General features: G+C 72.2%; 15 protein-coding genes. 9 read left to right on the top strand and 6 right to left on the bottom strand.

The features are described from left to right. Positions 1–146 precede the first annotated feature (146 nt). Entirely contained in the window at positions 147–1133 is a 987-nt protein-coding gene (locus ACZ4XX_RS00075; protein ID WP_468505921.1) for a hydroxyacid dehydrogenase, read from the bottom strand. A 361-nt stretch (positions 1134–1494) separates the two neighbouring features. On the opposite strand from ACZ4XX_RS00075, the gene ACZ4XX_RS00070 reads away from it, so the two are divergent. The 6 genes from ACZ4XX_RS00070 to ACZ4XX_RS00045 all read left to right on the top strand — a co-directional run bounded on the left by ACZ4XX_RS00070 (position 1495) and on the right by ACZ4XX_RS00045 (position 10199). After that, entirely contained in the window at positions 1495–2496 is a 1002-nt protein-coding gene (locus ACZ4XX_RS00070; RefSeq protein ID WP_468505707.1) for an ABC transporter permease, read from the top strand. A gap of 154 nt (positions 2497–2650) precedes the next feature. Then, positions 2651–3493: a carbohydrate ABC transporter permease gene (locus ACZ4XX_RS00065; RefSeq protein WP_468505920.1), complete on the top strand. Its 843-nt coding sequence runs from the start codon at positions 2651–2653 to the stop codon at positions 3491–3493. Between the two features lie 90 nt (positions 3494–3583). Next, positions 3584–5281, top strand: coding sequence for an extracellular solute-binding protein (locus tag ACZ4XX_RS00060; protein WP_468505706.1), 1698 nt, complete (start codon positions 3584–3586; stop codon positions 5279–5281). After that, positions 5278–6750 (top strand): M1 family metallopeptidase, encoded by a 1473-nt coding sequence (locus ACZ4XX_RS00055; RefSeq protein WP_468505705.1) that lies wholly within the window; start codon positions 5278–5280, stop codon positions 6748–6750. Before ACZ4XX_RS00060 ends, ACZ4XX_RS00055 begins: the two co-directional genes overlap by 4 nt. A 5-nt stretch (positions 6751–6755) precedes the next feature. Further along, positions 6756–8975 carry a right-handed parallel beta-helix repeat-containing protein gene (locus tag ACZ4XX_RS00050; protein WP_468505704.1) on the top strand — a complete coding sequence of 740 codons (2220 nt, stop codon included), beginning with the start codon at positions 6756–6758 and terminating at the stop codon, positions 8973–8975. A 39-nt stretch (positions 8976–9014) separates the two neighbouring features. Further along, positions 9015–10199 (top strand): Gfo/Idh/MocA family protein, encoded by a 1185-nt coding sequence (locus ACZ4XX_RS00045; protein WP_468505703.1) that lies wholly within the window; start codon positions 9015–9017, stop codon positions 10197–10199. Between the two features lie 22 nt (positions 10200–10221). Here the strand turns inward: ACZ4XX_RS00045 and ACZ4XX_RS00040 are convergent, their stop codons facing one another. From ACZ4XX_RS00040 to ACZ4XX_RS00030, 3 genes are all read right to left on the bottom strand, one after another. Then, the gene (locus ACZ4XX_RS00040; protein ID WP_468505702.1) at positions 10222–11826 is read right to left on the bottom strand and encodes a diacylglycerol/lipid kinase family protein; all 1605 of its coding nucleotides are present in this window, start codon (positions 11824–11826) and stop codon (positions 10222–10224) included. Between the two features lie 129 nt (positions 11827–11955). Next, positions 11956–12516 carry a hypothetical protein gene (locus tag ACZ4XX_RS00035; protein ID WP_468505701.1) on the bottom strand — a complete coding sequence of 187 codons (561 nt, stop codon included), beginning with the start codon at positions 12514–12516 and terminating at the stop codon, positions 11956–11958. After that, a complete protein-coding gene (locus ACZ4XX_RS00030; protein ID WP_468505700.1) occupies positions 12513–12887 on the bottom strand; it encodes a PadR family transcriptional regulator in 375 nt (124 codons plus the stop codon). The genes ACZ4XX_RS00035 and ACZ4XX_RS00030 overlap by 4 nt, the downstream gene beginning before the upstream one ends. A 135-nt stretch (positions 12888–13022) precedes the next feature. On the opposite strand from ACZ4XX_RS00030, the gene ACZ4XX_RS00025 reads away from it, so the two are divergent. Then, positions 13023–14822 carry an ATP-binding SpoIIE family protein phosphatase gene (locus tag ACZ4XX_RS00025; RefSeq protein WP_468505699.1) on the top strand — a complete coding sequence of 600 codons (1800 nt, stop codon included), beginning with the start codon at positions 13023–13025 and terminating at the stop codon, positions 14820–14822. Between the two features lie 64 nt (positions 14823–14886). On the opposite strand, the gene ACZ4XX_RS00020 is transcribed toward ACZ4XX_RS00025, so the two are convergent. Next, positions 14887–17055 (bottom strand): OmpL47-type beta-barrel domain-containing protein, encoded by a 2169-nt coding sequence (locus ACZ4XX_RS00020; RefSeq protein WP_468505919.1) that lies wholly within the window; start codon positions 17053–17055, stop codon positions 14887–14889. Between the two features lie 53 nt (positions 17056–17108). Then, entirely contained in the window at positions 17109–19601 is a 2493-nt protein-coding gene (locus ACZ4XX_RS00015) for a ThuA domain-containing protein (RefSeq protein ID WP_468505698.1), read from the bottom strand. Positions 19602–19808: 207 nt separating this feature from the next. Here ACZ4XX_RS00015 and ACZ4XX_RS00010 point away from each other — a divergent pair, with 207 nt between their 5' ends. Beyond that, positions 19809–20843: a multicopper oxidase domain-containing protein gene (locus ACZ4XX_RS00010; protein ID WP_468505697.1), complete on the top strand. Its 1035-nt coding sequence runs from the start codon at positions 19809–19811 to the stop codon at positions 20841–20843. A gap of 162 nt (positions 20844–21005) precedes the next feature. After that, complete coding sequence (locus ACZ4XX_RS00005) at positions 21006–22901, top strand: CAP domain-containing protein (protein ID WP_468505696.1); 1896 nt, start codon at positions 21006–21008, stop codon at positions 22899–22901. Positions 22902–22999: the final 98 nt, after the last annotated feature.

Genomic DNA, 22999 nt, shown 5'->3' with positions numbered 1-22999 from the left:
GCCCCGACGCCTGGAGGAACGGTCGGGGGCGTCGTCCGGTCGCCTGGAGGATCGGTCGGCGACGTCGTCCAGACGGCACGAAGCCCGGTCGGGGGCGTCGTCCGGACGCCCGGACGCCCGGTCGGAGACGCGGTCGGGCTGTCCGGTCACGCGATCCGCTCCAGGTCCGACAGGAGCACGGCGTGCTGGAGGGGCGCCCCGCGCGCGTAGCGGTCGAGTTCGTCGACGGCGAGCGCCCCGAGCCGTCCCGCCTCGTTGCCCTGGGCGCCGGCCAGATGCGGGGTGATGAACACGTTGGGCAGCTCCCAGAGCGGGTGGTGGTGCGGGAGCGGCTCCGGGTCGGTCACGTCGAGGACGGCGTCGATCCGGCCGTCGACCAGGTGCGGGACGAGCGCCTCGGTGTCCACGAGCGGTCCGCGCGCGGTGTTCACGAGCAGGGCACCGGGCCGCAGGAGCGCCAGGCGCCGCGCGTCGAGGAGATGGTGGGTTTCGGGGGTGGCCGGCGCGTGCAGGGTCACCACGTCGCTGCAGGCGACGAGGGTGTCCAGGTCGGTACGGGTCGCCCCCAGCTCCCGCGCCTCGGCGGCGCTCACGTACGGGTCGTACAGGAGGACCTCGGCGTCGAGGGTCCGCAGCAGCTGGACGACGCGGCGTCCGATCCGGGAGGCGCCGACCACTCCGACGGTGATGCCGTGGGTGCCGAGCCAGTGCAGCCGGTCCAGGTCGGCCGTGGTCCGGTGCGACCTGCGGGTGCGGAAGAGCTCGGCGAGCGGGAAGGCCCGCTTGGCGCCGAGGATGATCGCCGCGAGGGTGAACTCGGCGACCGGGACGGCGTTGGCGGCCGCCGCCGAGGAGACGGCGATGCCTCGGGCGTATGCGGTGCTGCTCAGGAAGGTCTTCACCGTGCCCGCCGAGTGGATCACCGCGCCGAGCCGCGGGGCCCGATCCAGGACGCCCGCGTCGACGGGCGGGCAGCCCCAGCCGGTCAGCAGCACCTCGCAGTCGGCGAGCGCGGCCGCCGCCGCGGGGCTGTCGAACTCCTCCACGGGACAGGGAAGTCGCAGGTCGGCGGATTCTTCGAGTCGTGCTCGCACGGCGGGTGGGAAGACGTCGTCGAGCAGGGCGGGGTCCATGGCGAGGAGCGTCCGAGGACGGCGGGGGAGTGTGGGCGCCCGGCCGTTCACGCCGGTCCACGCCGACGGTTCGTCAGAGGTTCGCACCATGCCTCCGGATAGTAAGCGTGTACTGCAGATGACTGCGCACGCTAGGGACAGATGTCGGGGACCGTCAAGCAATCCCCGCTCACACGGCAGGATTTGGCCGACGGGCAGCCGGAATGGCGTGGATACAGGGCTGGTTGGCCTGGTTCGGACGACGGCGGATTCGCGAAGGGTTCAACGCTCACTCTTGACGCCTGGGTTAACCGCTTACTACGTTGCCGCCGCAGAACGTCACATCGACTTCCCTGCGTCACCAGCCGAACAGGACTCCTCCATGGCTGACACAGCACCCCCGCTGCCCCTGAAGGGCCGGCGGCAGGACGCCGGGGCGACGGCAACGCCCGTCGCCCTCCGCGGAAAAGCGACCCTCCGACAGCGGATCAAGCGCGACAAAGTGATGCTGCTGCTCTGCCTGCCGGGCCTGCTCTACTTCCTCGTCTTCCACTACGTACCGCTGCTCGGCTACATCACCGCGTTCCAGGACTACCAGCCGTACCTCGGGTACGCGGACAGCGCCTGGGTGGGACTGGGCAACTTCGCGACGGCCTTCGCCGAGCCGGCCTTCTGGTCCGCCGTCCGCAACACCCTGACCATCGCCCTCGTCGAGCTGGTCTTCTTCTTCCCGCTGCCGATCGCCCTCGCCCTGCTGCTCAGCAGTGTCGTCAGCGACAGGCTCCGCCGCTTCGTGCAGAGCGTGGTCTATCTGCCGCACTTCATCGGCTGGGTCATCATCGTCTCGATCTTCCAGCAGGTCCTCGGCGGCGCGGGCGTCCTGCCCGAACTGCTCGACTCGGCCGGGCTGCCCCGCTACGACATGATGAGCGACCCGGACGCCTTCCCCTGGCTGCTCACCCTCCAGCTGGTCTGGAAGGACGCCGGCTGGGGCACGATCATCATCCTCGCCGCGCTGCTCACCATCGACCGCCAGCAGTACGAGGCGGCCGCCATCGACGGCGCCGGCCGGCTCCGCCGCCTGTGGCACGTCACCCTGCCGGGCATCGCCCCCGTCGTCATCCTGCTGCTCATCCTCAACCTCGGCCAGATCCTCTCGGTCGGCTTCGAGCAGATCCTGCTCCAGCGGGACGCCGTCGGCCCGGAGGCGGGCGAAGTCCTCGACACCTACGTCTACTTCCACGGCATCAAGGACGGCGACTGGGGTGTCTCGGCGGCCGTCGGCCTCGTCAAGGCGGTGGTCGGCACCGTGCTCGTCCTCGGCGCCAACAAGCTCGCCCACCACTTCGGCCATGAAGGGATCTACCGTGGCGCCGATCGCTGAGAGCTCCCACGTCACCGAGACCCCTCACCCCACCGAGACCCCCCGTGCCACCGAGGTCACGCCGCGCGCCACCGCGAGGAAGACCCGCGCCGCCGCCAGGAGTTCACGCGCCGCCGCCTCCGGCCGCCCCCCGTGGACGGAGCGCCCGACCCGGATCGGCCTGGCCGCCAAGGGCCTCGCCCTCACTCTCGTGGTAGCCGCCGTCGCGTACCCCCTCCTGGGGGTGATCGGCACCAGCTTCGCCTCCCAGAGCGACATCATCAGGTCCGCGGGCCTCGTCCTCTGGCCCGACCACCCCACCCTGGACGCCTACCGCACGATCTTCACCGGCGGTGTCGTCACCCGCGCCCTGCTCGTCAGCGTCGGCGTCACGCTCGTCGGCACCGGCTGCGCCCTGCTGCTCACCATCGGCATGGCGTACGGGCTGTCCCGGCGCGATGTCGTCGGCTCCCGGATCATCCTGATGACCGCGCTCTTCACGATGCTCTTCAACCCGGGCGTCATCCCGAACTTCCTGCTCGTCAACGAACTCGGCCTCTACGACACCTTCGCCGCCCTCGTCATGCCGACCATGGTCAGTGCCTTCAACCTGGTCGTCCTGCGCTCCTTCTTCATGAACCTCCCCGAGGAGCTGTACGACGCGGCGAAGGTGGACGGCGCCGGCGATCTGCGGATCCTCCTCCAGGTCGTACTGCCGCTGTCGAAGGCCGTCATCGCCGTCGTCAGCCTCTTCTACGCGGTGACGTACTGGAACGCCTTCTTCAACGCCATGCTCTACCTCGGCGACAGCGAGAAGTGGCCCCTGCCGATGGTGCTCCGCACCTTCGTCCTCCAGGGCCAGAGCCTCGACAGCGCCGTCGCCGGCGAGGCCGTCGCCCCCCAGCAGTCGGTCCAGATGGCCGTACTCGTCGTGGCGGTCCTCCCCATCCTCTGCGTCTACCCCTTCCTCCAGCGCTACTTCACCAAGGGCGTCCTCACCGGCGCCATCAAGGGCTGACCCCCCCACCGCACATCGCGAAGCCCCTCGGCGCCGCTCTCCCACCCCGCCCCCGCTCCCTGCTCACCCGCCCTTCTCCCAGGAGTCGCCATGTCCCGGTCCTCCAGGTCCACCCCCTCCACCCCGCTCGACCGCAGAACTCTCCTCCGCCTCGGGGCCGGCGTCGGCCTCGGCGTCGCCGCCGCACCCCTGATCACCGCATGCGGCGGCAGCGGCGCCGCGTCCGAGAAGGCATCGGTCAAGAGCGGCTCCCTGCTGCCGAACACCGTCCTGCGCGACCTCGGCATCACCCCCGACCACCCCGGCACGGCGCAGGGCGTCCCCCAGGGATTCACCCGCTACCCGGCCAAGCCCGTCCGCTCCGTCCCGGGCACTCCGCTCAAGGGGGCCAGGACCATCACCGCCTCCCTGGAGACGTTCAAGCCGCCGGCGCCCGGGCGGGAACGGAACGCGGCCTGGCAGGAGATCGAGAAGCGGCTCGGCACCCGGGTCGACATCCAGGCCGTCGCCGCCGACGACTGGCCCACCAGGTTCTCCACCATGGTCGCGAGCGACACCCTCACCGACCTCTTCATGTACCCGGAGACGGGCGGCGTCGACCACAAGGCCGCGTTCCTCGCCGCCAAGTGCGCCGACCTCACCCCGTACCTCTCCGGCGACCGCATCAAGGACTACCCGAACCTGGCGGCCATCCCGAAGGGCGCCTGGCAGGGTTCCATCTACGGCGGCAAGCTGTACGGCATCCCCATCGCGCGCGCCGGCACCGGCGGCGCCGGGTACTACCGCCACGACCTGTTCGCCGCGGCCGGGGTCACCGGTCTCGACCAGATCACCGACATGGACCGCTTCTTCGAGCTGTGCAAGGAGCTGACCCGCCCCAGGGAGAAGCAGTACGCCATCTCCGCCGGCGTCACCACCCTGATCGCCATGTCGTACGGAGCCCCCTACTACTGGCGCATGGACACCACGACCGGGAGGTTCACCCTCGACCTGGAGACGGAGGAGTACCGGGCCGCGATCGAGATGGCGGCCAAGCTGTACAAGGCCGGGTGCTACTACCCGGGCACCGTCCAGATGTCGGGCGCCCAGAAGGCCCAGTACACGGACCTGTTCAAGAACGGCCGCGCCGCCTACGTCTTCGACGGCTGGCCCGCCTACCTCACGCCCAGCACCGGATACCTCGACGCGATGGCCGCCATCGACCCCTCGTACGACGTCCGCCCGATGACCCCCATCGGCGAGAACGCCGTCGCCTGGAACAACAACGCACGGCTCAGCGAGTCCTTCGTCAAGAAGGCCGACGCCCACCGCGTCAAGGAGATCCTGCGGCTCGCCGACTGGGTCGCCGCGCCCTTCGGCACCGAGGAGTACACCCTCCTCGCCTACGGCGTCGAGGGCACCGACCACCGGCGCGACGGCAAGGGCGCGCCCATCCTCACCGAGCAGGGCGGCCAGGACGTCGCCGTCCCCTGGCAGCTGATGGCCTCGGCCACCCCCGCGCTCTACTCCGCCGCCAACCCGCGGGGCGTCGAGCATCTGCACGACGCCTACGCGCGGCTCATCCCCAGGATGACCCCCGACCCCACGGCCAGCTACTCCTCGCCGACCTGGGACTCCAGGTCCTCCGGCACCCTCAACACCCTCAAGGGCGACTGGATCAAGGACATCGTCACCGGCCGCAAGCCCATGAGCAGCTACGACGGCCTCGTCAGGGAATACCTCGCCAAGGGCGGCCGACAGGCCCGCAGCGAGTTCGAGGAAGCAGCCCAGAAGGGAGCGAAGCAGTGACCCGCACCGGCATCCTGCGCGCAGCAGTCGCCACCGTCGCCACCGTGGCCGCGACGGCCGCGCTCGCGACCGCCGTCCCCGCGCAGGCCCTCTCCCCGCACGCCCGCCCCTTCGACCCGAAGCCCGGCGCGCCCGGGGCCGGCGACCCGCTGTTCCCGACACTCGGCAACGGCGGGTACGACGTACGGCACTACGACCTCTCCTTCGACTTCACCCCGGTCACGTACGACTTCACCGGCACCATGGAGATCAGCGCCAGGGCCACCCAGGACCTGTCCTCGTTCAACCTCGACATCGACTCCCTCACCATCGACGCCGTCACGGTCGACGGCGAGGACGCGGCCTGGTCCGTCGCGCCCGGCAGCAGCGGCCAGGAACTCACCGTCACCCCCGAGGGCGGCCTGCGCGACCACCGCCCCTTCGACGTCACCGTCAGCTACCACGGGAACGGGCAGACCAAGCCGGTCGGCGCCCCCGGCTGGCGCCACATCAGCGACGGCGGCTTCGCCTCCGCCGCCCAGGCCTCCCGGGCCGACACGTTCGCACCCGTCAACGACACCACCATGGACAAGGCGACGTGGACCTTCCACCTCACCGCCCCCGACGGGTACACGGCCGGCGCCAACGGCACCGCCACCGGCACCCGCCCGGCCGGCCCCGGAAGGACCACGCGGGACTTCCGGCTCGACGCCCCCATGGCCCCCGAACTCCTCGGCATCTCCGTCGCCCGGCAGACCGTCCTGACCGGACGCGGCCCGCACGGCATCACGCTGCGCCACTACGTCCCCGAGGACCAGACCGACACGTACCGGCCGATCGTCGAGCGCACCGCCGGGCAGATCGCCTGGCTGGAGAACGCCCTCGGTGTCCGCTACCCCTTCGACACCTACGGGATGCAGATCGTCCGCGACGGCTACGGCGACGCCCTCGAGAACCAGACCCTGTCCCTCTTCGGCCCCAACTGGTTCAAGAACGCCGCCACCTCCACGACGTACACCAACGTCATGATCCACGAACTGACCCACCAGTGGTTCGGGGACTCGGTCACCCCCACCACCTGGCAGAGCGCCTGGCTCAACGAGGGCCCCGCCGTCTACTACGCGGCCCTCTGGGCCGACCAGCAGGGCACCGCCTCCCTGGAGGACAAGATGAAGGCGGCGTACACCAGGCTCGACGCCGTCCGGAAGACCGACGGCCCGCCCGGACTCCCCACCGCGCTCGGCGGGTTCAACATCTACGACGGTGCCGCCGTCGTCCTGTACGCCCTCCACCAGCGGATCGGACAGGAGGAGTTCGACGCCGTCGTCGCGTCCTGGCTGAGGAAGCACCGCGGCGGCAACGCCGACTCGCAGGACTTCGTCGACAACGCCGTCCGCGTCACCCACGACGCCTCCCTGCGGCCCTTCCTGGAGGACTGGCTCTTCGCCACGGAGAACCCGCCCATGCCCAGACACCCGGACTGGGTGTGAGCCCGATGCGACGGATCCGCGCCCTGGCCGCGCTCACCGCCCTCGCCGCCGGACTCCTCACGACCGCGCCCGCCGCGGCTCAACCCGGGCCCAAGGTCCTGCACGCCGCCCCGGACGGCTCGGGAACGACGTGCAGCACCGGCCGCCCCTGCTCCCTCACCGGCGCGCGTGACGCGGCGCGCGGAGTCACCGGTCGCGACGTACGCGTCGAACTCGCCGACGGCACCTATGCGTTGGCCGGACCACTGACCCTGGGGGAGAAGGACTCCGGCAGCGACGGTCACCCCGTCACCTGGACCGCAGCCCCGGGCGCCACCCCCGTCCTCTCCGGCGGGCGCACCCTCACCGGCTGGGCCGCGAACGCCGACGGCACCTGGACCGCCCGCGTCCCCGACGGCGTCACCCCGCGCCAGCTCTTCGTCGACGGCGTCCGGGCCGTCCGGGCCCGCGGCGGCTCCTGCCCGGCCGCCGTCTGCGACGCGACGAGGACGGGCATGACGGGCGCCGCCGCCACCGGCATCACGGACTGGGCGCGCCCCACGGACGCCGAGGCGGTCATCACCGTCCGCTGGCGCAACTACCACTGCCGCATCACCGGCGTCGACGGCGACCTGCTGACCTTCGCCCGGCCGTGCTGGACGAACTCCGCATCCGGTACGGACCGCACAGGACCCGCCTGGGACACGACGACCGTCGACTCCACACGCTTCACGAAGGTGGCTTACTTCGAGAACGCGGCCGAACTCCTCGACGAGCCCGGTGAGTTCGTCTGGAACGCGGAGCGGCGCACCGTCACCTACCTCCCACGCCGCGGCGAGGACATGCGGCGAGCGCGGGCCGTCACGCCCGCCACCGAGCGGCTTCTCGTCCTCGACGGCGCCCACGACGTGCGCGTCGAGCGCCTCGCCCTGCGGTACGCGGCCTGGGACCAGCCGAACACCGACGAGGGGTACGCCGGGACCCAGGCCGGGCTCACCCTCACCGGAGCCGGCGGCCCCGCCGACCACGCCGGCCGGCACTACACCAGACCGGCAGCGGCCCTCACCGTGCGAGGCGGCCGTGACATCGTCGTCGACCGCCTCGACCTCAGCCGTCTCGGCGGCGCCGGCCTCGCCCTCGAGGACGGCACCAAGGACACGACGGTCACCCGCTCCCGCTTCACCGACCTGTCCTCGGGCGCCGCCTACGTCGGCGACACCGAACCCCTGCCGGAGCCGGAACGGGCGGGGGAGCGGAACACCCTCTCGTACAACACGATCCGGCGCACGGGCGTGGAGTACACCGACTCCGTCGGCATCTGGGCGGGGTACGAGGCCCGGCTCACCGTCGACCACAACACCCTGGCGGACCTCCCGTACTCCGGCATCTCGGTCGGCTGGGGCTGGAACCAGCCGGAGGCCCGCACGTCCGTGCTGCGCGACAACCGGATCACCGCCAACCGCATCACCGACGTCATGCGTGTGGCGGACGACCAGCACGACGGCGGCGCCGTCTACACCCAGGGGGCACAGCCCGGCACGATCGTCTCCGGCAACTACATCAACCGCAGCGCCTACGGCAACACCGAACGCGACGGCAACGGCATCTACCTCGACGAACAGTCCAGCCACATCCGGGTGGAGGGCAACGTGATCACCCGCGTCGGCTACAAGTGGGTCTCCAACTGGGCCGACTACGGCATCGACAACCACGCCACCGGCAACTGGACCGACACCGCCGCCCCCGCCCTCACCGGCACCGGCTCGACGGCGACCGGCAACCACACCTCGCTCGACCGGCTGCCCGCCGAGGCGCTCGGGGTGGCCCGCGCGGCCGGCGCGGACGGCCGGGGCCACGTCGAACAGCTCCGGCCCGACCTCGCGCGCACGGCCACGGTGACCCAGTCCTCGACCGACGGCACGGCCACCGCCGCGTACGCCGTCGACGGGGACACCACCACCGACACCCGCACCCTCTCCGAGCCGGACGCCTGGTGGCAGGCCGACCTCGGCGCCGTACGGCACGTCGGCCAGGTCGAGCTGTGGAACAACACCTCCATGACGACCGCCGACGTCGACGTCCAGCTCGCCGCCTCGCCCGATTTCAGCGACGCGACGACGATCCCCCTCACCGGGAGGGCGCTCCGGCCGACCCTGGTGAACACCGACACGGAGGCCCGCTACCTGAGGATCGTGCAGCGTGGCACGGGCCGCGTGGCCCTCGCCCATGTCCTCGTCCATCCGTGACGCTTCCTCTGTGACACCTCCGGGAAGGAACGACCGACCATGACCGACCTCCGCCTCGGTGTCCTCGGCTACGGACTGCGCGGCTCACTCGCCCGCACGGCCCACCGCCCCGGCGCCGGCTCACGGGTCACCGCCCTCGCGGACCACGACGCCCGGGCCCGGGCGGAGGCGGCCACGGCCTTCCCCGGCGCCCGGCTCCTCACCGGCCACCGCGAGATCGTCGAGGACCCGGACATCGACGCCGTCCTCGTCCTCACCCCCGACCACACCCACGCCGACCTGGCCCGCGAGGTGCTGAAGGCCGGCAAGCCCGTCTTCGTCGAGAAGCCCCTCGCCACCGACATCGAGAGCTGCGACGCGATCCTGCGCACCGCCTACGAGACAGGCACCCGTCTCTACATCGGGCACAACATGCGCCACATGCCGGTGGTCCGGTTGATGCGGGACATCGTCGGACGCGGCGAGATCGGCACCGTGAGGACGATCTGGGTCCGCCACTTCGTCGGCTACGGCGGCGACTGGTACTTCAAGGACTGGCACGCCGAGCAGCGGTTCACGAACGGGCTGCTGCTCCAGAAGGCGGCCCACGACATCGACGTCCTGCACTGGCTCGCCGGCGGGTACGCCGAGCAGGTGCAGGCGCTCGGCGACCTGATGGTCTACGGCTCCAACCCGCACCGCCGAGCCCCCGGCGAACCCAAGCCCGACGACTGGTACACCAAGGACGGCCACTGGCCGCCGCACACCCAGCGCGGGCTCAACCCGGTGATCGACGTCGAGGACGTGTCCCTGGTCAACATGCGCCTGGACAACGGCGTCCTCGCCGCGTATCAGCAATGCCACTTCACCCCCGACTACTGGCGCAACTACACCGTCATCGGCGATGCCGGCCGACTGGAGAACTTCGGCGACGGCCCCGGCGGCGCGGTCCGGGTGTGGAACTCCCGCCGCTCGGGCTACCGCGCGGAGCCGGACGCCGAGTACCCCGTACCCGCGGCGGAGGACAACGCGGGACACGGCGGCGCGGACCCCCTCCTCGTCGACGAGTTCGTCCGCTTCGCGCGTGACGGCGGCCCCACGGACACGTCACCGGTGGCGGCCCGCATGTCCGTGGCGGCGGCCGTGCGAGCGACGGAATCCCTGCGCACCGGGGGCACACCCCGAGCGGTGCCGCCCCTCGACCCGGAGCTCGTCGCGTACTTCGCCCGCGGCCAGACCCGATGAGGTCGGACCGGCCGTCTCCGGTCTACCCATGGCGTGTCCCCTGTCCCTGGGCGCTCGGTACGGGACGACCGAAGGCCAGGTCGAAGAGCCGTCGCCAGTCCACGCGCGGAGCGGGGACGACGACGCCGGGGCGGTCGCGCGGCACCAGCACCCGCAGGGCGCCCGGGCGCAGCGTGCAGACGACCGGCGTGGTCATGCGCAGGGCCTCACCGTCGACCGCGACGGGGATCTCGTCCGTACGGGAGCTGTCCGTCGTACGGGAGCTGTCCGTGTTCGATCCGTTCGTGTCCGATCCGTTCGTGTCCGATCCGTTCGTGTCCGATCCGTCCGTGCCCGAGGAGCCTCCTGTGCCCGAGCCGCTCGTGCCCGAGTCGTCTGCGCCGGTGTCGCCCTTACCCGTGTCCGAGTCGTCTGCGCCGGTGTCGCCCTTACCCGTGTCGTCCGTGCCGGCCTCGCCCGTCACGGACGAGGTCACCTCGACCCGGCGGGCCGTCGTGACGGTCAGCCCGGTGGACTGCGAACCGCGCACGGCGAGGTCCGCTGCCTCCGCCGCGCCCTCCACCCGGATTCCCAGCACGCCCAGCTCGCCGTCGTCGAGGCTCGGCCGGCGGGCGCCGCCGCTCAGTACGTCCGCCGAGGTGTACGCGTTGTTGCTGACCAGGAGGGCCTGCTGGGACGCCAGCCCCGTGCCGTCGATCCGCGCGTCCAGCCGGCGCACGCCTTCGCCGACGAGCAGGTCGGGCATCAGGGTCAGGGTCGTGCCCGCCTTGTCGTCGCGGTACTCGGGGCGCTGCACGACATCGGCGTAGACGCCGAAGGAGACGGTGTTGACGAAGGGCCGGCCGCCGACGTCGCCGAGGTCGATCCGGAGCTCCTCGCCGTCCGTGAGCGCGTCGAGGCAGCGGGTGGGGTCGGAACGGTCGAGGCCGAGGTCCATGGCGAAGTGGTTGCGGGTGCCGGCCGAGATGACGAGGAACGGCAGATCGTGCTCGGCGGCGACCGCCGCGACGAGGGCCTGGGTGCCGTCGCCACCGGCGACGCCGAGCAGGTCCGCGCCGTCGGCCACCGCCTCGCGGGCCAGTGCGGCCACGTCGGCCGGGGCGTCGGGATCGAGCACGGTCACCCGGGCGCCCAGCGCCTCCGCCCGCTCGACGAGACCGAAGCGGCCGACCTTCCCGCCCCCCGACTTCGGATTCATGATGAGGAACGCCCGCTGGGGCCGGCGGGCCGGGAACGAGCGGGTCTTCCGCCGTGGACGGGCCCGGTGCAGCGCGGCCCGCGCGCAGGCCAGCGAGAGGGCCCAGCACAGGACCAGCACCAGCGCCGTGCGCCACAGCCCGTCGTGGGCGTAGAGCGCCACGACGCCGGCCGGGGCGGCGACCGCGACGAGCGCCCCGAGCATGCGGACCGCCCCGCGGTGCGCCAGGAACCACCACACGCCCGCGGCGCAGACGACGAGCCCCAGGAGGCCCGCCAGGACGACCACCAGGCCGCCGTCACCGATCGTGAGCACCAGGACGACCAGGGAACCGACCGCGGCGAGCACGGCGATCCGGGCCAGGAGCCGCGCCGCGGTACCCGCACCGGATCCCGCCGTACGCGTCCCGCCCCTGCCGTCCTGGCTCATCCCGTGTCCCACCTCTCGGCCCGGTCCGTGCCCCCAGCGTTCACGCTCCGGGGCGGACGGGCATCCCTGCCGGGCCGTGCGGGTGAGACGCGCCGCCGGTCGGGACTCCGCGTGTCAGGACGACGCCGGTCAGGACCCCGCGGGGCGCGGGGCGCGCCGCCGTTCGGCGACGAGGTACCCGATGCCCGGCAGCGTCAGCAGGGCGCTGGCCCACAGGGGCAGCAGGAACAGCGTCTCCTCGCCGACCAGCTTCCGGGTCAGGACCAGCACCGGCAGCCCGACGGCCAGCGCCACGATCCAGCCCTTGCCGAAGCCGAGGGCGCCCCGGCGCAGTTCCAGGACCACGGTGACGACACCGATGCTCAGCCAGAAGGCCAGCCTCCCGGCGTCGATGTCCACGACCGTCGTCCGGTGGAGGAGGTGCGAGACCAGCAGCAGCCCGCCCACGACGAACGGCACCATCGCCGCCGTCCTCGGCACGCGCCGGTGCAGCGGCATCCGTGCCCTGGCCCACGAAGCGGCGAACGCCCTGACGTCGCGGCCGACGACGTCCCGCGGAGTACGGCCGGCCGCCGCGGCGTCCTCCAGGTGGGCCGTGAGTTCGGCGAGCATCTCGCGTACGGACGCGTCGTCGAGCCCCCGGTACTCCCAGTTGCTGCGGCAGACCGCGAGTACGTGCGCGTCGGTCATGGTGTCGGTCCCCCGTGGGTCGTTCGTGTGAGAATCCGGTCGGCCTGGGCGGTGAACCCCTGCCATACGGTCCGGCCGTGCTCCAGCTCGGCCCGGCCGGCCTCGGACAGCCGGTAGTACTTGCGCGGCGCGCCGCCACGGGACGACGGTGCGCGGAACGGCTCGACGAGCCCGGCGCGCTCCATCCTGGCCAGCAGCGGATAGATGCTGCCCTCGCCGACGAGTTCGAGCCCGCTCTCCGTGAGTGCCTCGATGAATTCGTATCCGTACCGCGGCCGTTCGGCGATCAGCGAGAGCAGGCACAGGTCGAGCACACCGCGCAGGAGCTGGCTGCGCCGCTGGTCACCGGCTGTCGGCAGCTCCTTTGTCATGCGGCGCATGGTAGTCGGCGGCTGTCTTGCGCCACAAGACAGTGACAGGACGCGCCGCCCTGATCGGCCAGGAGGGGGAGGCAGGTGCATGATGTGCACCAACAGCGGACGAGTTTCTGTCTGGAGGCCGAAAGAGTGAACGATGGCAACGGGAGACGGCGCCTTGTCCGCCGTGCCTCGGCCGGAAAGGGCGCCTCGGTCCTCCGCTCGGCCGGTGCCCGCAGACGCCTCGACCGGAGCGACGGCGACGCCCCCCTCGACCGCATCACCACGCGCGAGCGGCTCGCCTGGCTGAACTCCGCGGGCTCCCGGATCGGCACCACCCTGGACCTGAAACGCACCGCTCAGGAGCTGGCCGAGTTCACCGTGCCCACCCTGGCCGACGGCGCCGCCGTCGACATCCTGGAGAGCGTCCTGCGGGGCGAGGAGGGCTCACGCTGGACGGGGACGGGCGTCCCGCTCCTGCGGGCCACCGCCCTGAGCTTCGTCGACGAGCTGGTCTCCCTGGAGCCCACCCCGGTCGGCGAGACCTTCGTCCGGCCCGAGGAGGCCCACGAGACGCTCCTCCACGAGTACTGCCTGCGGCAGGGCAGGCCGGTCCTCGTGAGCCGCATGCGCGACGAGGACTACCTCCGGGTCGCGCCGACGGAGAGCGCCGCGGCGAAGATGCGCGCCGCGGGAGTCCACAGCTATCTGGCGGTGCCGCTGATCGCCCGCGGTCTGCTGCTCGGCAGCGCCGACTTCGTACGCGGCCCCGGAACGCCCCCGTTCTCCGCCATGGACCTCGCGCTGGCCGAGCAGCTCGCCTCCCAGGCCGCCGTCTACATCGACAACGCCCGGCTGTACGGACGCGAGCGCGAGCACGTCGTCTCCCTGCAGCGCAGCCTGCTGCCCCGCGCGACCCCGGTGACGCCCGGGCTGCGCGTCCACGCCGAGTACACGCCCTCGACGGCCCACCACGGCGTGGGCGGCGACTGGTACGACGTGATGGCGCTGCCCGGCGGGCGTACGGCCCTCATGGTGGGCGACGTCATGGGCCACGGACTGCCCGCCGCCGCCACCATGGGCCGGCTGCGGGCGGTCGCCCGCACCCTGATGACCCTCGACATGGCGCCGGAGCGGGTCCTCGCCCGGCTCGACCTCGCCACCCGTGACCTGGAGGACGAGCAGGTCGCCACCTTCCTCTGCGCGGTCCACGACCCGGCGGACTCGACGTACACCCTGGCCAGCGCCGGTCATCTGCCCCCGCTGCTCGTCGACGGCGACGGTTCCGCCGCCTTCGTGGACGTGCCGATCGGCGCGCCGCTCGGCGCGGGAGTGATTCCGTACGACCCGGTCCGTGTGAAGGTCCCGGTGGGCGGCCATCTGGTCATGTACACGGACGGCCTCGTCAAGTCGCGGCACGCGGATCTCGAACTCCAGCTGGAGCGGCTGCGGGCCGCGGCCCGCGGCCTCACCCCCGAGGCGCTCGAACACGGCGGCCTCACGGACTGCGCCCCCACCGACGCCAGCCGTTTCGACGAGGCCGTGCTGCTCGTGGCGACGACCGCGTCGGGCACCCCGGACGAGCTGTGCGAGTGGCAGCTGCCGCAGGAGGGGCGGGCCGCGTCCGTCGCCCGTGGTCTGGTCACGGACCAGCTCGACGCATGGGACCTCGCGGAGCTCGCCGACGTCTGCGAACTCGTCGTCTCGGAGCTCGTGGGCAACGCCCTGCGCTACGGCAACGGCCCCGGCCGGCTCCGGCTGCTGCGCGGCGAGCGCCTCGTCGTGGAGGTCTCGGACACGGGCCCCGACCTGCCCCAGATCCAGCACGCGGACCTCAGCGACGAGGGCGGCCGGGGCCTCCAGCTCATCAACATGCTGTGCCGCCGATGGGGCTCGTGCCGCACCGTCTCCGGCAAGGTGGTGTGGGCGGAGCAGAACCTGCCCACGTGAGACGGACCGCCGCGCGCACGACGAGGGCCCCTCTCCCGTGACGGGAGAGGGGCCCTCGCACGGTCTACAGCTCCTTCACCCGGATGTTGCGGTAGGAGATGACGTCCGTCGTGCCGTGCACCTGGAGCCCGATGTAGCCGGAGGCGTACCGCCGGCCGTCCGTGCCCGGGTCGTCACCGCGCGGCGGCTGGAAGACCTGACCACCGGTGTTGTCGAACTCGTTGATCAGCTTGCCGTTGCGGAAGACCGAGTAGTGCTGGCCCTCCACCCGGATCTCGTAGTCGTTCCAGGTGCCCTTGGGCGTCACCCCGGCACCGGCGAGGCCGACGCGGTCGAAGCCGTAGAGCGAGCCCGTCTTGTACATGTCGCCGTCGGGCCGGTCCAGGACCTGGATCTCATGGCCGTACTTGATGGCGACCCACTCGGGACGGTTCTCCTCGGGGTTGTCGTGGACGTACGGGAAGCGCACGAAGACCCCGCCGTTGGCGTTGGCGGCGCCGGGGGCGTCGTCGCGCCACTGGAGCTTGAGCGAGAAGTCGCCGTACTGCCGCTGCGGGAACCACAGCATGCCCATGCCCGGCACCGTCGTGCTGCTGGTCATGGCCCCGTCCGCGCTCAGCCCGAACTGTCCGCCGCCGACGTGCTGCCACTTCGAGAAGCTCGCCGCGGTGCCGTCGAACAGGTCGCGGTACCCCTCGGTCTGGCCCGGCCTGCCGATGCCCGACTGCTTGGCCGCGCGGTAGATCCTCCTGTGCTCGCGGGTGTCGATGACGCCGTCGGCGAGCAGCCGGTCGATCACCGTGTCGACGTGCTTGAGGAACAGGGCGTGCGAGGACCAGTCCTTCTCGTCCTCGATGAGTTCGTTGACCGTGCAGCGGCTGTTCGTCATCCGGTTGGGGACACCGGTGTCGACGGTCCCGACGATCACCGTCAGCCGCTCGTCGAACTCCGGACAGCCGGGCGCGGGCACCCCGCCTCCCTCGGCGACGGTGAAGGCCGTGCTCCGGGCCGTGGAGGTGTTGCCGGCCTTGTCCGTCGCCCGGTACAGCACCGTGTGACGGCCGACGCGGTCGACGATCACCGGGGTGGTGTACGCGAGGTAGGGGCCGCCGTCGAGCGAGTACTCGATCCGCTCGACGCCCGAGTCCGCGTCGAACGCCGACAGCGTGACCGTGGCACTGGTGATGTAGGCGCCGTCGGAGTTGCGCACGCCCGTGACCGAGGCGGCGGCCTCGGGGGCGGTGGTGTCGGGATCGGGCTGGGTGACGACCGTGAAGGCGACCGACTTCACCGCGGCGGTGTTCCCCGCCTTGTCGCCCGCCCGGTAGCGGACCGTGTGCTCGCCCGCCTGGTGCACCATCACCGGAGCGGTGTACGGCTGCCAGGCGCCGTCGCCGATCGCGTACTCGATGGTGTTGACGCCCGACCCCGTGTCGGACGCGGTGACCGTCACCGTGGCCATGTCGAGATAGCGGCCCTGGTCGTCCCGCTCGCCCGACACGGTCGCCGAGGTCTCCGGCGCCGTCGTGTCGTCGGTGGGCCGGGCGACGACCGAGAACGCGGCGGTCTTCTCGGCGGCCGTGTTGCCCGCCTTGTCGCTCGCCCGGTAGCGGATCGCGTGCGCGCCGACCTGGTCGACGACGACCGGGACCGTGTACGGCTGCCACGGGCCGTCCGCGCCGACCGCGTACTCGACCTTGTCGACGCCCGCACCGGCGTCCGTCGCGCCGAGCGTGACCGTCGCCTGGCCGACATAGGCACCGTCGGCGTTGCGGTCGCCCTCGACCTTCGCGGTCGTCTCCGGCGCGGTGGTGTCCTCGCCGCCGCCCTCGGTGACCGTGAGGATGCCCTGCATCTGGCCGTGCCCGGGGATCGTGCACTTGAAGAGGTACCGGCCCGGGGTCAGCGTCACCTCGGCCGTGTGCCGGCCGCCGTTCGCGTCGCTCGGGTTGGCCAGGATGTTGAGCGGGACGTCGTTGTTGTACTCCGGGTCGGAGACGTCGAACGTCAGGGTGTGCGGCATGCCGGTCGTGTTGCCGGTGGCGGCGCTGTTCTCGAAGACGATCGTCGTCGCGCCGGCCACCGCCGTGGTCGGGAACTCCAGATAGCGGTCGATCGGATCGCCCGCCTTCCAGGTCAGCACCTGCGCCGCCGCGGTCCGGCGCCCGTCGTCGCCGCGTCGCGCGTCGTCCGCCCTGCCGTAGGCGGCCGCCGAGGTCAGGCCGACGACCATCGCCACGGCGGCCAGCAGGGCCGCCCACAGGCTCGCGCCTCTGTGTCTCGTGATCACTGCGCCGCCCTCCTTGCCAGCTGGTCGGCGGCCGGGGTGGGCCCGCCGCCCTTGTAGGTCACGCGCCACAGCGCGGAGTCGGGGTGCGAGGTGAAGAAGCCCCGCCCGTAGTCGAGGACGTACAGCGAACCGTCCGGGGCGAACTTCCAGTCCATCAGGTTGCGGATGCCGCCCTGCCCGACCGGGACGATCTTCTTCAGGGACTCGGCGTGCACCGGCAGTCCGCCCTTGCCGACGGTCTTCGGATCGGTGAGCACGGCGTGCCGCGGCTGGTCCCCGTCGTAGAAGTCGCCGACGAACCACTTGCCGTCCCAGTACGAGGGCCACTTGACCGCCGAGTCGCTCGCCGCGTCGTAGCGGTAGAGCGGACCGTTCATGGTCGCCTGCCCGCCGCCCTTGAGCCACGGCAGCAGCAGCTTCTGCTCCTCCTGCTTGTAGCTCGGGATGCCGGCGGCGTCCCTGGGGTAGTCCACGCCGCCGCCCTGGGGCGAGTACCAGATCGTGTTCCCCGTGACCGGCGGCAGGTTCACCAGGCCGTCGTTGTTCGGGGACTCGTTCTTCGGCGCGTTGCAGTCGTACCAGCCGAGCGGCTTGCCCGGATCGAGGAGACCGCGGTCGCGGTAGGGCTGCTTGTTGCCCATGCAGTACGGCCAGCCGTGGTTGCCCGCCTTGGTGATCGCGGCGAACGTGTCGTACTTGGCCGGGCCCCAGGTCGTCGACGGCGCACCCGCGTCGGGGCCGACCCAGCCCGCGTAGAGGATGTCGGTCGTCCTGTCGACGGAGATGCGCGCGGGGTTGCGCACGCCCATCACGTAGATCTCGCCGCGGGTCTTCCCGCCGCCCTCGTCGCTCTCCTCGCCGGTGAAGAGATTGCCCGCGGGGAGGGTGTACGTGCCGTCGGCCTCGGGATGGATCCGGAGGATCTTCCCGTTGAGGTTGTTGGTGTTTCCGGCGGTGCGGCGCGCGTCCGCGAAGGAGACGCCACGGAAGTTCGGGGCGGGGTTGTTGCCCGAGTAACCTCCACTGGATCCGGACGAGTTGGTGTCTCCGGTGGCGATGTACAGATTGCCCTTGGAGTCCCAGGCCATGCCGCCGCCCGCGTGGCAGCAGCTGTGGATCTGGACCGGCCAGCTCAGCAGCACCTTCTCGCTCGCCAGGTCGAGCCTGTTCGTCGCGAGGTCGAGCGTGAAGCGGGAGACCCGCCGCTCGCCCATGTGCTCCACGCGGTCGATCCGGGAGTGCGGCGTGTAGTGGAGGTAGACCCAGCCGTTGGTCGGGAACCCGGGGTCGAGCTCGATGCCGAGCAGCCCCTCCTCGTTCTTGACCAGCTCGTCGCCGCCGCCCTTGTTGCCGAAGACGGTGAGCGCGCCGGCCTTGGTGACCTGCCCGGTCTTCGGGTCGTAGACGTGGATCTCGCCGTTGCCCTTGCCGATGTCCGGGTTGTTCCAGTCGGTGACGACCGGGACGCTCGAGTCGGCGCCGCCGCGGCCGATGTACAGGATGCGGCCGTCGGGAGCGGCGACGAGGCCGTGCGGCTCGCCGATCTGGTCGTTCTGGCCGGGCTGGTTGGGCTTGGTGACGCGCTGGGCGGTGTAGTTGGCGTCGATGGTCGCCTTGCAGTCCGCCCGGGAGATCCGCGCGGTCCAGGCGATCGCGCCGCGCAGATGGTCGCGGAAGTCCGCCTCGGCGTAGCTGTCGACGGTGCCGCCCATGGCGGTGTAGAAGGACCGGCCGCCGTCGTAGTCACGGCACCAGGACACCGGGTGGTCCCAGCCGTTGGGCTTGGCCGCGGGCTGGTACGAGGACTCGCGGAGCCGCGCCACGGTGTGCACGGTGCCGGACGGGTTGCGGTCCCAGTTGAACCACTTGTCGGGCCGCTTCCACTCCAGCGGAAGGGATCTCGTCGCCGGGTGCTGCCGGTCGCCGACCTCCACCACCGCGCGTTGTGTGCCGCTCGCGGCGCCGGTCGGCCGGGCGCCGACGAGGCCGGTGAACCAGCTGGAGTAGGGCTCGGTGCGGGCGGCCTCGTGGACGCCGACGAAGCCGCCGCCCGCTTCCATGTAGGCCTCGAGGCCCGCCTCCTGCTCCGGGTCGAGGACATCGCCGCCCCCGGTCAGGAAGACCACCGCGTTGTACGTGCCGAGACGCTTGGCGTCGGTGAAGACGGCCGGGTCGTCGGTGGCCACCGTGCGGTAGCGGCCGGCGGCCGGGCCGGTGAGGCCGATGCTCTCGACGGCGGCGATGCCCGCGTCGACGGTCGGCGATTCGGCCGTCGCGGACCCGTGGAAGACGAGGACGCGTACGTTCGCGCCGCCCGGCGGTGACGGCAGAGATAACGTTGTCGCCGCCCTGGCCGAGGGCGGGGCCGGATCCGGCTTGGCGGCGGCGGGGCTGCCTCCGAGCAGCGAGGCGGTCAGGGCGCCGGCCCCGAGTGCCGCCACGGCAAAGGCTGTTCTCGATCTCGACCGGTGATGTGGTGTGCGCTTCATGGGTCACCCATCCCTCTGAGGTCACAACGACAGCCGCTGAAGCTAGACCTCTTTGCGCGGTTCGCCAAGAGCTATGGCCGCAACCGGACGAACTTTGTCCTGGGTGTGGATAAACCATGGCCGCCCCGCTACGGTGTGGGCCGTCCCCAGGAGCCCCCGTTGGCCCCGCACCCCCGTCAATCTCCTCTGAAGACCGGAGAGTTCGACATGGACAGACGCAGCTTCAATCGTCGCCTGCTCGCGGGCGGGGCCGTCGCCGCGACCGGCGTGACATCGTTGTCCCTCAGCTCCGCCTCCAGTGCCGCACCCGGCGCGGCCGCCGCGGCCGCCCCGCTGAGGACTGCCCCGGCCGGCGGGCAGGTACGCCATCTCAAGCTGTACGCCGAGAAGTTGGCCGACGGGCGCATGGGCTACGGCCTGGAGAAGGGCAAGGCCACCGTGCCCGGCCCGCTCATCGAGCTCAACGAGGGCGACACCCTCCACATCGAGTTCGAGAACCTGATGGACGTCCCGGTGAGCCTCCACGCGCACGGCGTGGACTACGACATCGACAACGACGGCACGAGGATGAGCGGGAGTCATGTCGAAGCGGGCGCCACCCGCACGTACACCTGGCGCACCCACGCCCCGGGCCGCCGCCCCGACGGCACCTGGCGGCCCGGCAGCGCCGGGTACTGGCACTACCACGACCACGTCGTGGGCACGGACCACGGCACCGGTGGCATCCGCAAGGGCCTCTACGGCGGACTGGTGGTGCGCCGCAAGGGCGACATCCTGCCGGACAAGCAGTTCACCATCGTCTTCAACGACATGACGATCAACAACCGGCCGGCCGCCGATCCGCCCGACTTCCTCGCCACCGTGGGCGACCGGGTGGAGATCGTCATGATCACGCATGGCGAGTACTACCACACGTTCCACATGCACGGTCATCGCTGGGCCGACAACCGCACGGGTCTCCTCACCGGTCCCGAGGACGTGAGCCGGGTCGTCGACAACAAGATCACCGGGCCCGCGGACTCGTTCGGCTTCCAGGTCATCGCGGGCGAGCACGTCGGAGCCGGCGCCTGGATGTACCACTGCCACGTCCAGAGCCACTCCGACATGGGCATGGCCGGCCTCTTCCTGGTGGCCAAGCCGGACGGCACCGTACCGGGCCACGGAGACCACGGAACGCACGGTGCGGCGACGGCGAAGGAGGCACCGGCCGACCGGTCCTCGGCCGGGACCCACCACCACTGAGCTCCGTGGCGCGCGCCCGGCCGGGGTCGTCGCGGTCGGGCGCGGCAGGCGCGCCCGGCCACGTGACCCACATCACTTTCACTGTCCGACGCCTTTTCGTTATCCCCGCCCCGCTCCAGGCTCTCCCATGCGCAATCATCTCCAACGAACGGGACGGTCGGCGTGCGGCAGAGCACAGGAATCGAGCGGGACACCGAGCTGGTCCTCGCGGCGCGGAACGGTGACCCGTGGGCGCGGGACCAGCTGGTCACCGCCCACCTGCCCCTGATCCACACCACCGTGGCACTGGCCATGAACGGCCGCCACGGTGCCGAGCACGTCGAGCACGTCGTGCGCGAGACGATGCTCCGCGCCCTGGACGGGCTCCCCACCCTGACCGACCCGGGGGTCTTCCGGCCCTGGCTGGTCGCCATCGCCGTGGACGGCATCCGGCGGCACCGGCACCAGCAGCCCGCCGGGTACGACCACGGCGCGGCCGCCGATGGGTCCTCCGCGCACGGGCAGGCCCACGAGATCACCGAGGCGGCCCGCTGGCTGGACCCGGACGACGGCGAGCAGCTGGCCCTGTGGTGGCTGGAGTGCGCCGGCGAGCTGACCCGGTACGAGACGGCGGCCGCCCTGCGGTGGCCGGCCGAGGAGGTACCGGCCCGGATCGAGGCGGTACGGGCCCGGCTCGACGCCGCACGCGTCGTCGTCGGCGCTCTGGCGGGCAACCCGGGCTGCCCCTACCTGGGCAGGGAGGCGGCCGACTGGGACGGCCGGCCCTCCGCCCCGTGGCGCGACCACCTGGCCCACCACACGCTCGGCTGCGGGCACTGCGCCCCGCGCTGGCACACGCTGGTCCCGGCGGAGCTCCTGCTGGCGGCCACCTCGCCCGTCCTGACGGCACGGACGGACGAAGCCCTGCGGGGACCGGCGACGCCGACCTCCGCGTTCGGCTCCGCCTCCGCATCCGACGGGCTCGGCACCGTCCCGGGTCCGTACGCGGCCTCCGGCGGCGACCCGTACCGTCCGTCCGAGGCCGCCGACCCGGCCGACACGGCCCGGCTCGGCGGGTACGGACACGACCACTCGGCGGACCTGACGGAGCCGTACCTCCTGGCAGGCTCCGCGGGACACACCCGCTCCCACATACCCCGGTCCGCGCCCACCGCCTCCCCGGCGCCCGGCCGGCACGGCACCCGCGCGGCTCTTCGGCGCCGTCGCCAGACGCAGGAGCGGAGCCGGCGCCGCGCGGTCATCGCGGCCGGCGTCGTGGTCATGGCCGTCACGGGCGGGGCGTTCTCGCTGTCCGGGGGCCGCGGCGGGGACGACGAGATCCTCGAGGCGAACCGTGTGACGGCCCCGGAGCTGGAGCTGCCCCTCGACCAGGACCCGTCCACCCACTCCGGGTCCCCGGCGGCGACGACCCCCACCGGCTCGCCGTCCGCGTCGAAGTCCGCCTCCGCCCGCCCCTCCGCGTCGGCCTCGCCCAGCGCGAAGCCCACCACCGCCTCGCCCCGCCCGGTCCGCACCACCAAGCCCGCCCCGGTGAAGACGACCCCGCCGCGCACCGCGGCACCCACCCCGGACACGCCGCCGACCAGGCCCGGCTCGGGTTCGGGTACCGGCACGGGATCGGGCTCGGGTGACGAGGCCGGGAACGGGACGGGCGCCGGCCCGCAGAACGACCAGGGGCAGAGCTCGGAGGCCGACCAGGTCATCGCCCTCGTCAACGCCGAGCGCGCCAAGGCGGGCTGCGGCCCGCTGAGCGCGAACGCGACCCTGACCAGGGCGGCGCAGGGCCACTCCGACGACATGGCGGCCCGCGACTTCTTCGACCACACCAACCCCGACGGCGCCGGTCCGGGGGAGCGGGTGACGGCCGCCGGATACCCGTGGTCCACCTATGGCGAGAACATCGCCATGGGCCAGCGCAGCCCGGAGCAGGTCATGGAGTCGTGGATGAACAGCCCCGGCCACCGCGCGAACATCCTCAACTGCGACTTCAAGGAGATCGGCGTCGGCATCCACTCCCAGGGCGGCCCGTACTGGACCCAGGTCTTCGGCGCCCGCTGACGGAAGGGGGGGGGGGGGGGGGGGGGGGGGGGGGGGGGGGGGGGGGGGGGGGGGGCGGGGGGGGGGGGGGGGGGGGGGGGGGGGGGGGGGGAGGGGTG

The organism is Streptomyces sp. NPDC029956 (assembly GCF_055574655.1).
This window is presented reverse-complemented; position numbering and strand designations above follow the sequence as displayed.

Bases quoted from the DNA above. Each gene is read 5' to 3' on its own strand.
- ACZ4XX_RS00045 (WP_468505703.1), top strand. From the start codon at position 9,015: ATGACCGACCTCCGCCTCGGTGTCCTCGGCTACGGACTGCGCGGCTCA.
- ACZ4XX_RS00030 (WP_468505700.1), bottom strand. From the start codon at position 12,887: ATGACAAAGGAGCTGCCGACAGCCGGTGACCAGCGGCGCAGCCAGCTC.
- ACZ4XX_RS00070 (WP_468505707.1), top strand. From the start codon at position 1,495: ATGGCTGACACAGCACCCCCGCTGCCCCTGAAGGGCCGGCGGCAGGAC.
- ACZ4XX_RS00075 (WP_468505921.1), bottom strand. From the start codon at position 1,133: ATGGACCCCGCCCTGCTCGACGACGTCTTCCCACCCGCCGTGCGAGCA.
- ACZ4XX_RS00020 (WP_468505919.1), bottom strand. From the start codon at position 17,055: ATGGTCGTCGGCCTGACCTCGGCGGCCGCCTACGGCAGGGCGGACGAC.
- ACZ4XX_RS00060 (WP_468505706.1), top strand. From the start codon at position 3,584: ATGTCCCGGTCCTCCAGGTCCACCCCCTCCACCCCGCTCGACCGCAGA.
- ACZ4XX_RS00015 (WP_468505698.1), bottom strand. From the start codon at position 19,601: ATGAAGCGCACACCACATCACCGGTCGAGATCGAGAACAGCCTTTGCC.
- ACZ4XX_RS00010 (WP_468505697.1), top strand. From the start codon at position 19,809: ATGGACAGACGCAGCTTCAATCGTCGCCTGCTCGCGGGCGGGGCCGTC.
- ACZ4XX_RS00040 (WP_468505702.1), bottom strand. From the start codon at position 11,826: ATGAGCCAGGACGGCAGGGGCGGGACGCGTACGGCGGGATCCGGTGCG.
- ACZ4XX_RS00035 (WP_468505701.1), bottom strand. From the start codon at position 12,516: ATGACCGACGCGCACGTACTCGCGGTCTGCCGCAGCAACTGGGAGTAC.
- ACZ4XX_RS00050 (WP_468505704.1), top strand. From the start codon at position 6,756: ATGCGACGGATCCGCGCCCTGGCCGCGCTCACCGCCCTCGCCGCCGGA.